Genomic DNA, 15051 nt, shown 5'->3' with positions numbered 1-15051 from the left:
GTGCGTTTCGAGGAGACCGTGCGGCTTCTGCTGGCTCAGGGGTTCGACGCTTTCGTGGAGGCGAGCGCGCACCCGGTGCTGACCACGCCCATCGAAAGCACCGTCGAAGCCGCCGACGCCGAAGCCGTGGTGCTCGGGACGCTACGCCGGGACGCGGGTGGCCTCGACGACTTCACCGCCGCGCTGGCGCAGGCGTACGTCGACGGCCTCGCCGTGGACTGGTCGCCCCTCGTGGGCGAACACACGGCCTTGGATGTCGAGTTGCCGACCTACGCGTTCCGCCGGCGGCGGTACTGGCTGCGCGACGTCGTGACCGGCGGCGCCGACGATGCGGCCGGGCTCGGGCTCACCGGCGAGGGCCACCCCCTCCTCGGAGCCTCGGTGTCCCTGGCGGACGGGCAGGGATTCCTGCTCACCGGGCGGCTGTCGCTGTCCACGCACGCCTGGCTCGGGGACCACGCGGTCGCCGGGACAGTGTTGCTGCCCGGTACGGCCTTCGTCGAACTGGCCGTGCGGGCCGGGGACTCTGTGGGATGCGGCCTGCTGGCCGAACTGGCCCTGGAGGCACCGCTGGTGCTGCCCGAGCAGGGCGGCGTGCGGATCCAGGTCGTGGTCGCGGCACCGGGGGCCGACGGTGGCCGGGCGGTCTCCGTGTTCTCGCGCGCCGACGACGACGCCGATCGGGTGTGGACCAGGCACGCCGGCGGCCTCCTCCTGCCCGACGCCGCCCCGCCGACCGACACCGGCACCGCGCCGACCGCGTGGCCGCCGGTCGGTGCGCGGCCGATCGAGCTGGATCGTTTCTATTCGGACCTGGCCGAGGCGGGTTACGCCTACGGCCTGTCCTTCCGAGGACTGTGCGCGGCCTGGCGGGTCGGCGAGGACGTGTACGCCGAAGTGGCCCTTCCCGCCGAACAACGCGAGCACGCCCACCGTTTCGGGATTCACCCGGCGCTCCTGGACGCGGCGGTACAGGTGGCGGCGTTGACCGGCATCGGCGACGCCCGCACCGCGATCCGCCTGCCGTTCGTGTGGAGCGGCGTACGCCTGTCGGCCTCCGGCGCGTCGTCGCTGCGGGTGCGACTGTCCGTGGACGACGACGACTTCGTGAGCATCGAGGCGACCGACGGCACCGGCGAACCGGTCTTCTCCGTACAAAGCCTCACCCTCCGGACGATCACCGCCGACCGACTCGCCCACGCCGCCGACGAGACGGCCGACAGCCTCTTTCACCTGGACTGGACCCCGATCCCGGTGGTCGAACAGCCGGGGGCGGACGAGACCACCCTGCTCGACTGCGCCCCGTCGGCTTTCGGCGACGGGCTCGCGGACGCCATTGTGGCGGCGACGGCCGAGGTGTTGGCACGCATCCAGGGATGGCTCGCGGCCGAGGGGCAGGCACGGTCGCGGCTGGTCCTGGTGACCCACCGCGCGGTGGCGGCAGGACCGACCGATGTGGTCACGGACCTCGTACACGCGCCGGTGTGGGGCCTGGTCAGGTCCGCGCAGACCGAACACCCGGGCAGGTTCGTGCTGGTGGACACGGATGACAGCGCGGCGTCGGCGGCGCTCCTCGACGCCGCCGTGCGCAGCGGTGAGTCGCAACTCGCCCTGCGCCATGGCGACATGCTCGTGCCCCGGCTGGCCCGGGCCGGTGCCGCCGACGCGCTGATCCTGCCGTCGGGTGCCTGGCGGTTGCACACGCCCGGGGCCGGCACGCCGGCGGACTTGGCACCGGTGCCCGCGCCGGAGGCCATGGAGCCCCTGCGATCAGGGCAGGTGCGCATCGCGGTGCGGGCGGCGGGGCTGAACTTCCGCGATGTGCTGATCGCGTTGGGCATGTATCCGGATGCCGCGACGATGGGCGGCGAAGGCGCGGGCGTGGTGACCGAGGCAGGTCCAGGCGTATCCGAATTCGCGGTCGGAGATCGGGTGTTGGGGCTGTTCCCGGCTCTCGGGCAGACCGCGGTGGCCGACGTGCGGACCCTCGTACAGGTGCCCGACGGATGGTCGTGGGAGCAGGCGGCGTCGGTGCCGGTGGCCTTCGTGACGGCCTATTACGGGCTGTCCGCGCTCGGTCGGCTGGGTGCGGGCGAGTCGGTGTTGATCCACGCGGGGACCGGCGGGGTGGGGATGGCGGCGGTGCGGGTCGCCCGGCATCTGGGTGCCGAGGTGTTCGCGACGGCGAGTCGTGGCAAGTGGGATGTGCTGCGGTCGTTGGGTTTGGACGACGCGCATATCGGTGATTCGCGCACGCTCGATTTCGCGACGCGTTTCCGGGCCGCGACGGGCGGCCGGGGTGTGGACGTGGTGTTGAACTCGCTGGCGGGCGAGTACGTCGACGCGTCGCTGCAGCTGCTCGCCGATGGCGGCAGGTTCGTGGAGATGGGCAAGACCGATGTCCGGGACGAGGCGGCGGTTCGCGCGGCTCGTCCCGGGATCGCGTCGTATCGGGCCTTCGATCTGGTCGAGGCGGCGGGCGCGGACGGGATCGCGGAGTTGTTCGCCGTGCTGATGCCCCTGTTCCGATCGGGTGTGTTGGCACCGGTGCCGGTGCGGTGTTTCGACGTGCGGCGGGCACCGGAGGTGTTTCGGTTCATGGCGCGGGCGCGGCATACGGGGAAGTTGGTGCTCCGGATGCCGGTGCCGCTCGATCCGGACGGGACGGTGTTGATCACCGGGGGCACCGGCACGCTCGGCGCTCTGGTGGCTCGGCATCTCGTCGCCGAACACGGTGTGCGCGCTCTGGTGTTGCTCAGCCGCAGCGGCATGGCCGCCCCGGGCGCGGCGGAGCTGGTGTCCGAACTCTCCGGTCTCGGGGCGCGGGTGGTCGTCGAGGCGTGCGACGCGGCCGACCGCGAAGCCCTCGCCGAAGTGCTCGCGCGCATCCCGGAATCCGCTCCGCTCACCGGGGTCCTACACGCCACCGGAGTCCTGGCCGACGGCCTCGTCGAGTCCATGACGCCGGCAGATCTGGAAGCGGTGTTGCGGGCCAAGGTCGACGGGGCGATCAACCTGCACGAGTTGACCGCCGGCCACGACCTCGCCGCCTTCGTGCTCTTCTCCTCGATCGCCGGCGTCCTGGGCGGCCCGGCGCAGGCCAACTATGCCGCCGCCAACACCTTCGTGGACGCACTGGCCGCGCACCGGCAGGCCGCCGGCGCGCCGGGCACGTCGTTGGCCTGGGGGCTGTGGGCGCAGACCAGCGGCATGACCGGGCGGCTCGGCCGCGACGACCTGAACCGGATGGCGCGCGGCGGCGTCCTGCCCATGTCCAACGCGCTCGGACTCCGGCTCTTCGACGCCGCCCGATCCGGACCGTGGACGCTCGTCCTTCCGATGCGGGTGGACCCGGCGGCGCTGCGCACGTCGGCCGGGACGGGCACACTGCCGGAGGTGTTCGGCGGCCTGGTACGCGGTCCGGCACGGCGGGTCGCGGCGACCGACGGGGACGTGGGCGGGTCGACCTGGCAGCGGCGCACCGCCGCTCTCGGGCCCGCCGAGCGTTCACGCGTGTTGCTGGCACTGGTCCGGACGCACGCCGCCGCCGTACTCGGCCACGGCGACGAGACGGCGGTCCCCGCCGACCGCGCCTTCAAGGCACTCGGCTTCGATTCGCTGACCGCGGTCGAACTGCGCAATCGGCTTGCCGCCGGCACCGGGCTTCGGCTGCCCGCCACGCTGATCTTCGACCATCCGACCCCGGCCGCGTTGGCCGGCCGGCTCGGCGCCGAACTGTACGGATCGGAGCCGGAATCGGTCGCCGAGGAGCCGCCGGTCGCCGCCGCCCACGAGCCGATCGCGATCGTCGGCATGGCCTGCCGATTCCCCGGGGACGTGCGCTCCGCCGACGACCTGTGGCGGCTGATCGCGGCGGGCGCGGACGCGATCTCCGAGTTCCCGACGAATCGCGGCTGGGACCTCGCCGGACTGTTCCACCCGGACCCCGACCATCCGGGCACCAGTTACACCCGATCCGGTGGATTCCTGTACGACGCCGACCGGTTCGACGCCGACCTGTTCGGAATCAGTCACCGTGAGGCCCTGGCGATGGATCCGCAGCAGCGGCTGCTCCTGGAGACGTCCTGGGAGGCGCTCGAACACGCCGGCATCGCGCCGGACGTCCTCGGTGGCAGTCGGATCGGCGTGTACACCGGACTCGCCGCGCAGGGGTACGCGGGCAGGCTCGACCGCGCCCCGCACGAACTGGAGGGCTACCTGGGCACCGGGAACACGCCGAGCGTGGGCTCCGGGCGGGTCGCGTACACCTTCGGGTTCGAGGGGCCCGCGGTCACCGTCGACACGGCCTGTTCGTCCTCGCTCGTCGCGCTGCACCTGGCGGTCCAGGCGCTGCGCGGCGGGGAGTGCACGATGGCCCTGGCGGGTGGGGTGACCGTGATGTCGGAGCCGGGGTTGTTCGTCGAGTTCAGTCGGCAACGCGGTCTCGCGGCGGACGGCCGCTGCAAGGCGTTCGCGGCGTCCGCCGACGGGTTCGGGCCGGCCGAGGGGGTCGGCGTCCTGGTGGTCGAGCGCCTGTCGGACGCCGTCCGCGACGGGCACCGCGTACTCGCCGTCGTCCGCGGATCCGCAGTGAATCAGGACGGCGCGAGCAACGGGCTGACCGCGCCCAACGGGCCCGCGCAGCAGCGGGTGATCCGGCAGGCCCTGGCCAACGCGGGGCTGGCGACGCGGGACATCGACGCGGTCGAGGCGCACGGGACGGGCACCACGCTCGGCGACCCGATCGAGGCGCAGGCGCTGATCGCGACCTATGGCCGGGATCGGCCGGCGCACCGACCGGTGCACGTCGGCTCGGTGAAATCCAACATCGGGCACACGCAGGCGGCGGCGGGGGTCGCGGGCGTGATCAAGATGGTGTTGGCGATGCGCGCGGGCGTGCTGCCCGCGACGCTGCACGTCGACGAGCCGACCCCGCACGTCGACTGGTCGGCCGGCACGATGAAGTTGTCGACGACGCCGTGCCCGTGGCCCGACCTCGGCCGGCCGCGTCGGGCGGCCGTCTCGGCGTTCGGGGTCAGCGGTACGAACGCCCACGTGATCCTCGAACAACCGCCCGCCGATCCAGCACGGGAGCGGGCACCTCGCCCGGCCGACGCCCCGGGAACGGCCCTGCCCCGCCCGCCTGTTGTCCTGTCCGCCCACTCCGCCAAGGCACTGCGCGCGCAGGCCGCGCGGCTCGCCGAACACATCGAGCCGTCGGCACCGGAGCGATCCGCGAATGGCCCTGTGTCGAACGAACCCGGGTGCGATCACCGCGATTTGGTCGATCTTGCCTACTCGTCCGTCGTTTCGCGGGCCCGGCTCGAACACCGGGCCGTGGTCACCGCGGCCGACCGGAAGGGGTTGGCGACCGCCCTTGCGGGGTTGGCGGCCGGGGGCTCTGGGGTCGACGCGGTGCTCGGTGTCGCCCAGGCTGGGCATCGTCCGGTGTTCGTCTTTCCCGGACAGGGTTCCCAGTGGGTCGGGATGGCCGGCGGGCTGCTCGACGCGTCACCCGAGTTCGCCGTGTGGATCCGGGCGTGCGAGGCGGCGCTCGCGCCGTTCGTCGACTGGTCGTTGACCACGATCCTGGGTTCGGATTCGGACGGGTGGCTGGAGCGGGTCGACGTGGTGCAGCCGGTGTTGTGGGCGGTGATGGTCTCGCTGGCCCGGTTGTGGCGGGCGTACGGCGTGCACCCCGCCGCCGTGGTGGGCCACTCCCAGGGCGAGATCGCCGCCGCCTGTGTCGCGGGCGCCCTCTCTCTGGAGGACGGCGCCCGGATCGTCGCGCTGCGCAGCCGGGCGCTGCTCGACCTGTCCGGCAAGGGCGGGATGGCCTCGGTGGCGCTGTCCGCCGACGAAGCGGCCGAGCTGACCGCGCCGTTCGGTGACCGCGTCGCGCTCGCGGCGGTCAACGCCCCGCATTCGGTGACCCTTTCCGGCGACCCGGCGGCGCTGACCGAGGTGTTGGCGCGGTGCGAGGAGCGCAACGTCTGGGCGCGGCGCGTTCCGGTCGACTACGCCTCGCACTCCCCGCAGGTCGAGTCGATCCGGGAAACACTGCTCACCGCCCTCGCCGACCTCGAACCACGCGCCGCGGACGTGCCGTTCCACTCCGCCGTCACCGGTGCGATGGTCGAGGGCACCGCCCTGGACGCCGACTACTGGTACACCAACCTGCGCCGAACCGTACGCTTCGACGAGAGCGTCCGGGCCCTGCTCGACCGGGGCCACGACGCCTTCGTCGAGGTCAGCGCCCATCCGGTGCTGACCACCGGCATCCTGGAGACGGTCGAGGCGGCCGGCTCGCGAGCCGCGGTCCTGGACACCCTGCGGCGCGGCGAGGGTGGCCCCGACCGGTTCGCCGGCGCCCTCGCCCGGGCGTACGTGCACGGCGTGGACGTCGACTGGCAGGTCGCCTTCGCCGACACCGAGCCGAGGGTGACGGCCCTGCCCACCTACGCGTTCCAGCGGGAGCGGTACTGGCTCCGGGGCGACTCGGGCACCGCGACCGACGCGCGGGGACTGGGGCTGACCCCGACCGGACACCCCGTACTCGGCGCGGCGATCGACCTGCCCGACGCGGCCGGGATCGTCTTCACCGGACGCGTCGGCCGGCACACCCACCCGTGGTCGGTCGAGTGGCCGTTGCCGGGCACCGCGGTGCTGCCCGGCGCGGCCTTCGTCGAACTCGCCCTGCATGCGGGCCGATCGACCGGTCTCGGCACGGTGGAGGAACTGACCCTGACGGCGCCGCTGCAGCTGTCGGAGTGCGATGGCGTACATCTGCGAGTGGTGGTCGGCGCCGCCCGCCCCGACGGCCGCCGGACGGTGGCCGTGCACTCCCGGTCGGACGACCCGGCGGCGGCCGGAACCTGGACCCGGCATGCCGAGGGCCTGCTCGCTCCCTTGGCCGAGGCGACGGAGGACGCGGCCGGGCCCGAGGACGACCTGCTCGTGTGGCCGCCGGTGGGTGCGGTACCGGTTGCGATCCCGGTGCCCGTGCCGACCGGTGACGATGCGGCGGACCCGGTCGATCAAGTCCTCTGCGGCGTATGGCAGTCGGGCGCGACCCGGTACGCGGAGGTCGCGCTCCCCGCCGATCGTCGGCAGGACGCCGCCGGCTACGGGCTGCATCCCGTGCTCGTGACGGCCGCGCTGCGAGCGCTCGGCGGGGGAGCGGCGGCGGGGGAGAGCGACCCGGCGATCCGGATGCCGTTCATATGGTCCGGCGTCACACTGCACGCGCCCGGCGCGACCTCGCTGCGGATCCGGCTGGAGGCGGCGGGCGACACCTCGGACACTCTGTCGCTGGTCGCGGCGACCACGACCGGCGCGGCGGCCTTCACGGTGCGCTCGCTCGTATTGCGCGCGGTCTCGCCGGAGCGCCTCCGGGCCGCGCTCGCCGAGTCGGAATCCTCGGCGAGGGACGGCGATTCGGTCCTGCCGCCGCAGCCCGTCACGGTCCGGACGGTGGACGACGTCGGGACGGGGGACGAGGCCGCGGGCGGTGCCCTGTCGCGCCGACTGGCCGCGCTGGGCGCGGCGGAGCGGCGGCGGGCGCTGCGCGACCTGGTGGTGGCCCACATCGCGGCGGTCCTGGGTCAGGCCGAAGCGGGCGTGCCCATGGACAAGCCGCTGCGCGACCTCGGCCTCGACTCGATGGCCGCGGTCGAACTGCGTGGTCGGCTGAGTACCGCCCTCGGCCTGCACCTGCCGGTCACCCTCGTGTTCAGCCACCCCACCGCAACCGCCCTCGCAGCCCACCTGGACACCACTCTGGGACCCGAGACCGCGACCGAAGTCGGTCCGGCGCCGATGGCGTTCGGCCGACTGGAGCACGCGCTGTCCCGGCTGCCCGCCGACCAGGCGACGCGGGCGGCGGTCGCCCGGCGGCTGGAAACCCTGCTGTGGACCTGGCGCGACCCGTCCGACGCCGAGGCGCGGGACTACACCGGCCTGGACGGAGAGGCCCTGGACGGGGAGGCACTGGCCGCCTCCTCCGCCGAAGACATGTTCGACCTGCTCGACCGGGAACTGGGGCCCGACAGCGCCTGACCCGACGTAAGAGGACCCCCTCCGGCTTCCCTCCGGCCACCTGGCGAAAGTGGGCTCGCGTGTCGACCAACGCATCGAGCGACGCATCGGCGGACGCTTCGACCAACGCTTCGACCAACGCTTCGACCAACGCTTCGACCAACGCTTCGACCAACGCTTCGACCAACGCTTCGACCAACGAGGAAAAGCTCCTCGACTACCTCAAGCGCGCCACCGCCGATCTCGGCCGGACCCGCCGCCGGTTGCGCGAGGTCGAGGCGGCGGCACACGAGCCGATCGCCGTGGTCGCCACCGCCTGCCGCTACCCCGGCGGGGTGGACACGCCCGAGGAGTTGTGGCGGCTCGTCGCCGATGAGGTCGACGCGGTCGCCGACTTCCCGCGCGACCGCGGCTGGGACGTGGACGGCATCTACGACCCGGACCCCGCCCGGGCCGGGCACACGTACACCCGGCACGGCGGATTCCTGGCCGGCGCGGCCGACTTCGACGCCGAACTGTTCGGCGTCAACCCGCGCGAGGCACTGGCCATGGACCCGCAACAGCGGTTGTTCCTGGAGACCTCCTGGGAGGTGTTCGAGCGCGCCGGCATCGACCCGACCTCGCTCGGCGGTAGTCGGGTCGGGGTGTTCGCCGGCGCCATCTCCTCGGGCTACGCCGAGCGGATCGTCGACGTGCCGGAAGAGGTCGAGGGATACCTCGGCACCGGCGGCATGGTCAGCGTCGTCTCCGGGCGCGTCGCCTACACCCTCGGCCTCCAGGGCCCGGCCGTCACGGTCGACACCGCGTGCTCGTCCTCGCTCGTGGCCGTCCACCTCGCCGTGCACGCGCTGCGTCGCGGCGAGTGCACGATGGCACTGGCCGGTGGGGTGACCGTGCTGTCCACGCCCGGCATCTTCGTCGAGTTCAGCCGGCAGCGCGGCCTCGCCCCCGACGGGCGCTGCAAGGCGTTCGCCGCGGCGGCGGACGGCACCGGCTGGGCCGAGGGCGCCGGCGTGCTGCTGCTCGAACGGCTCGGCGACGCCGTCCGGGCCGGACACCGCGTACTGGCCGTCATCCGGGGCAGCGCCGTGAACCAGGACGGCGCCGGCAACGGTCTGACCGCCCCCAACGACCTCGCCCAGGAACGGGTCATCCGCCAAGCCCTCGACGACGCACGGCTGAACGCCCGCGACGTCGACGCGGTCGAGGCCCACGGCACCGGTACCGTCCTGGGCGACCCGATCGAGGCGCGGGCCCTGCTGGCCACCTACGGCCGCGACCGGCCCGCCGGACGACCGCTGCGCCTCGGCGCGGTCAAGTCGAACATCGGCCACACCGGCGCGGCGGCGGGCGTGGCCGGCGTGATCAAGATGATCGAGGCCATGCGGCACGAACTGCTGCCGCGAACCCTGCACGTGGACGAGCCGACCCCGCACGTCGACTGGTCATCCGGCGGCGTCGAACTCCTCACCCGGGCCCAACCCTGGCCGAGCGACGGCGGTCCGCGCCGGGCCGGGATCTCCTCCTTCGGCGTGAGCGGCACCAACGCACACGTGATCGTGGAGGAGGCGCCCCGGTCGCCGGCGGAACCCGAGCCGAGTGAACCCGAGCCGGGTGAACCCGACGCGCCGACCGGCGCCGATATCCCCGCGTTGCCCTGGGTCCTCGGTGCCCGGGGCGACGAGGCGTTGCGGGACCAGGCCGCTCGGCTCGCCACGCATCTGCGGGCGCGTCCGGGGTTTCGGCCCGCCGACGTGGGCTATTCGCTTGCCGTGTCGCGGGCCGCCCTCGACTCCCGTGCCGTCGTCGTGGGCACCGGTCCCGACGACCTGCTCGCCGGGCTCGACGCGCTGGCCCGGGGCGAGGACACCACCCGTGTCGTGCGCGGTCGGGTCGGCCAGGACACCCGCGTGGCCTACCTGTTCACCGGTCAGGGCGGCCAGCATGCCGGCATGGGCCGGGAACTGTACGCGGCCTGGCCGGTGTTCGCCGACGCCTTCGACGCGGTGGCCCGGGAGCTGGACGCCCGACTGGCCGGCCGCGTGGAACGGCCGGTGGCCGAAGTCGTGTTGAGTGTCGACGATCCGGGCACCGCGGAACTGCTCGGGCGGACCGTCTACGCGCAGACCGGCCTGTTCGCGCTCCAGGTCGCCCTGTTCCGACTGTACGAATCGTGGGGCGTGTGCCCCGAGTTGCTGCTGGGCCACTCGATCGGCGAGTTGTCCGCCGCCCACCTGGCCGGGGTGTGGTCACTGCCCGACGCGGCGGCGCTGGTCGCGGCCCGTGCGCTCGCGATGCAGGAACTGCCCCCCGGCGGCGCGATGGTCGCGGTCGCCGCGAGCGAGGAGGAGGTACGCGCAGCGATCGCCGACACCGTCGCCGCGCACGGCGGCGCCGTGGACGTGGCGGCGGTCAACGGCCCGGCCGCCGTGGTGCTCTCCGGGGACACCGAGCCGGTGCTCGCGCTGGCCCGGCGGTTCGCCGAACAGGGTCGCCGGACCCGGCGGTTGGAGACGAGCCACGCGTTCCACAGTGCGCACATGGACGGCCTGTCCGACCGGTTTCGCGAAGTGGCGGCGAGCGTTTCGGCGTCGGCCCCGCGCATCCCGGTGATCTCCAACCGGACCGGCCGCCCCCTCACGGCGGAGGAGGCGGGCAGCGCGGACTACTGGGTCCGCCACGTGCGCGAGACGGTGCGGTTCGCCGACGGCCTCGCCGCGCTCGCCGACGCGGGCGCGACCGCGCTGATCGAACTGGGCCCCGACGGGGTGTTGACCGCGCTCGCCCGGGACTTCCCGGCCGCCCGCCGGTCCGGATCGGCCGTGATCCCGGTCTGCGTACCGGCCCTGCGCCGGGGTCGACCGGAGGCGGTCACCGCCGTACACGCCCTCGGCGCCCTGCACGCGTCCGGCAGCCGGATCGACGGCGAGCGGTTCTTCGCCGGCACCGGCGCCCGCCGGATCGACCTGCCCACCTACGCGTTCCGCCGCAGGCGCTACTGGCTCGACGTCGACGCGGACGCGCCGACGCCGGCCGGCCCGGGGGCGATCGCCACCGGCCACCCGCTGCTCGGCGCCGAACTGAGCCTGGCGGCCGGCGACGGACCGGTCCTCACCGGACGGTTGTCCCGACGCACCCACCCGTGGCTGGCGGACCATGCGGTCGGCGGCAGCGTGCTCTTCCCCGGCACCGCGTTCGTGGAGGTCGCGATCCGGGCCGGTGACCGGGTGGGCTGCCCGCACGTGGCCGAACTCATGGTGGAGGCACCGCTCGTCGTCCCCGAGCACGACGCGGTGTGGATCCAGGTCACGGTCGGAGCGGTCGAGGAGGCCGGTCGCCGCCGGGTGGAGGTGCACTCCCGGCGCGAGGACACGGGCGATCACGCATCGGGTACGGACGGCGCGTGGACCCGGCACGCGGTCGGCGTACTCGCCCCCGAAGCCGTCGTCGAGACCGCGCCCGACGCGGATCCCGTCACCTCGGCGGCGTGGCCGCCGCCCGGAGCCGAACCGGTCGACCTCGGCGACTTCTACGCCGACCTCGCGGCCGGCGGCTTCGGGTACGGCCCGTCCTTCCGCGGCCTGCGCGCGGCCTGGCGGCTCGCCGATCACGTGTACGCCGAGGTCGCCCTGCCCGACGAACACCTCGCCACCGCCGCCGACTTCCTCCTGCACCCGGCGCTTTTCGACGCGGCCCTGCACGCCGGCGGCCTGATTGAGCACGGGCACGATCCCGGGCAGCCGCGACTGGTCTTCTCCTGGAGCGGGGTGAGCGTGCACGCCGTCGGCGCCGGGGCACTGCGGGTACGTATGTCAATCATCGGCGCCGACGCGGTCGAACTGGTCGCCGCCGACGGCTCCGGCAACCCCGTGGTCTCGGTCCGCGAACTGGTGACGCGCCCGGCCGGCCCCGCCGAAGCGGCCGGTGGCGAGCTGTACCGGCTCGCCTGGGTCCCGCTCGTCGCACCCGAGCAGCCGCAGGACACGGGCGACGAGGGCCCGTGGGCCGTCCTCGCCCCCGACCCCTTCGGCCTGGGCGATGCGCTGGGGCGGGCCGGGATCGCGGTGCGCGAGCATCCCGAACTCGCGGCACTCGCCGGGGAGTCGGCCACGCCGGCGGTAGTCCTGCTCCCGCTCGCCCCGGAGCCCGTGGCGGCGCTGCCCGACTCGGCAGAGCGGGCCGTCGAGCGCATGCTGCACACCGTCCGGCAGTGGTTGGCGCACCCCGCGTGGGCGGCGACCCGGTTGGTCGTCCTCACGCGCGGCGCGGTCGCGGCCCGCCCCGGCGAGGGCATCACCGACCCGGCCCACGCGCCCGTCTGGGGCCTGCTGCGCTCGGTACAGGCCGAACATCCGGGGCGGTTCCTGCTCGTCGACATCGACCCGGACGCTGCCGCGCCGACCACGCTGCCCGACGTCGTACGGGCGGCGTTCGCCGCCGGCGAATCGCAGACGGCCCTGCGCGCGGGTGCGGCGCTGGTCCCGAGGATCGCCCGGGGCGACGACACCAAGCCGCTGCCCGCCACCCCCGACGGCCCCTGGGTGCTGGACACCACCGGCGCGGGCGACCTGGACCGCCTCGCGCCGCTGCCCTTCCCGGACGCCGCCCGCCCGCTCGCCCCCCACGAGATCCGGCTCGCCGTCCGCGCCGCCGGCCTCAACTTCCGCGACGTGCTGGTCGGTCTCGGCGTGGTACCCGCGCACGTCGGCATGGGCACCGAGGCCGCCGGGATCGTCACCGAGGTCGGCCCGGCCGCCGGCGCCTGGCGGCCCGGCGACCGGGTGACGGGCCGAGTGCCCGCAGCGCTCGGCCCGGTCGCCGTCGTCGACCACCGGGCCGTCGTGCGCATCCCGGCGGGATGGACGTTCGCCGAGGCCGCCGGCATGCCGGTCGCCTTCCAGACCGCCCACCACGCCCTGTTCGACGTCGCGGGCCTCAAGCCGGGCGAATCCGTCCTGATCCACGCGGCGGCCGGCGGCGTGGGCATGGCCGCCGTACAACTGGCCCGGCACCTCGGCGCCGAGGTCTACGCCACGGCGAGCCCCGGCAAGTGGGACGCCCTGCGCGAACTGGGCCTGGACGACCGGCACATCGCCTCCTCCCGCTCGCTCGACTTCGAGCACGTCTTCGCAGGCGCGGGCGACGGCCGCGGCGTCGACGTCGTGCTCAACGCGCTGGCCCGGGAGTACGTGGACGCCTCGCTGCGCCTGCTGGCACCCGGCGGCCGGCTGGTCGAACTCGGCAAGACCGACCGGCGCGACCCCGAAGCCGTCGCCGCGCGATACCCGGGGGTGACCTACCACCCCTTCGTCGACCCAGGCCCCGAGCGCATCGGCAGCATCCTCACCGAGATCGTCGACCTCGTCGAAGGCGGCGCCGTGCACCTGCTCCCGCTGCGCACCTGGGACATCCGGGAGGCGGCACACGCGTACCGTTACATGAGCCAGGCCAGGCACATCGGCAAGATCGTGCTGACCGTGCCCGCCGCACTCGACCCCGAAGGCACCGTACTGATCACCGGGGGTACCGGCGCCCTCGGCGGCCTGCTGGCCCGGCACCTGGTAACCGAGCACGGTGCCGGACACCTGCTGCTCACCGGTCGGGCCGGCGAGCGGGCCCCGGGCGCCCCGGCACTGCGCGAGGAACTGCGCCGACTGGGTGCCCGGCACGTCGAGATCGTCGCCTGCGACGTCGCCGACCGGGAGCAACTGGCCGACGTACTGGCCCGGGTGCCCGCCGCGCACCCCCTGACCGCCGTCGTGCACGCCGCCGGCGTGGTCGAGGACGGCGTGGTCACGTCCATGACCGGCGACGGGCTGCGCCGGGTGTTGCGTCCGAAGATCGCCGGCGCGATGAACCTGCACCGGTTGACCGCCGACGCCGACCTCGCGATGTTCGTGCTGTACTCGTCGGTGGCCGGGGTGTTCGGCGGCGCGGGACAGGGCGGCTACGCGGCGGCCAATACCTTCCTGGACGCACTGGCCCACCACCGCCGGGCGGCCGGGCTGCCCGGCGGCTCGCTGGCCTGGGGGTTGTGGGACCGGGCGAGCGAGATCACCGCCGGCCTCGGTCCGGCCGACCGGGCCCGGGCGGCGCGCACGGGGATGGTGCCGCTGTCCGCCGCGCAGGGCCTGGCCCTGTTCGACGCCGCCACGAAACTTCCGGATCCGCTGCTGCTGCCGCTTCGCTTCGACGGCGCGGCCCTGGAACGCGGCGCCGGCCCGGTACCCACGGTGTTGCGCGGCCTGGTGCGCGGCCAGGGACGGCGGAGTGCTCGCACCACCGCCCGGACGGAGCCGGCCGCCGACCTGGGACGGCGCCTGGCCGCATCGGCCGAGGCGGACCGGCGCAGGCTGCTGCTCGACCTGGTCCGCGCTCACGCGGGCACCGTGCTGGGCCTCGGCGGCGCGGACGCGGTGGACCCGTACCGCGGCTTCACCGACATGGGCTTCGACTCGCTGACCGCCGTGGAACTGCGCAACCGCCTCGACGCCGCCACCGACCTGCGGCTGCCCGCCACCCTGGTCTTCGACCACCCGACCGCGGCCGACCTCGCGGAGCACCTGTACGCCGAACTCGTCCCCGACACCGACACCTCGGCCGCGGTGCCCGCGCTGCTCGCCGAACTCGACCGCCTGGCCGTCCGGCTCGCCGAGGTGCGTGCCGACGAGGACGACCGCGCCGAGATCGCGAGCCGGATCGACCGGCTGCGCACCGCGTGGCGCGGCCGGGAGGAGTACGCCGCCGCGGCCGGCGCCTCGGCATCCGCCGCCGCGCGGCTCGAAGCGGCGAGCGCGGACGAGGTGCTCGACTTCATCGATCGCGAACTCGGGTCGCCCTGAGCGGGGTTCACCCCGCCGGTACAGCTCCGTAGATCCCCGGCACAGCTCGGGTCGGCCCCGTTTCAGCCTCGTTCAGCTTCCGTCAGCCGCGTACAGCCCAGGAAGGACCGACACGACCATGCCGGACCGCGACCCGCCGGACAACCACAAGCTGGTCGGCTACCTCAAGCGC

General features: G+C 74.3%; 2 protein-coding genes. Both read left to right on the top strand.

Features of this window, described 5'->3' with window-relative positions:
• Window positions 1–18 precede the first annotated feature (18 nt).
• A complete protein-coding gene (locus tag ACH4XV_RS45910) occupies window positions 19–8058 on the top strand; it encodes an SDR family NAD(P)-dependent oxidoreductase (protein WP_395800145.1) in 8040 nt (2679 codons plus the stop codon).
• Between the two features lie 59 nt (window positions 8059–8117).
• A complete protein-coding gene (locus tag ACH4XV_RS45905; protein WP_395800143.1) occupies window positions 8118–14879 on the top strand; it encodes an SDR family NAD(P)-dependent oxidoreductase in 6762 nt (2253 codons plus the stop codon).
• Window positions 14880–15051 lie beyond the last annotated feature (172 nt).

This window comes from Embleya sp. NPDC020630 (assembly GCF_044334985.1).
Lineage (GTDB): Bacteria > Actinomycetota > Actinomycetes > Streptomycetales > Streptomycetaceae > Embleya.
This window is presented reverse-complemented; position numbering and strand designations above follow the sequence as displayed.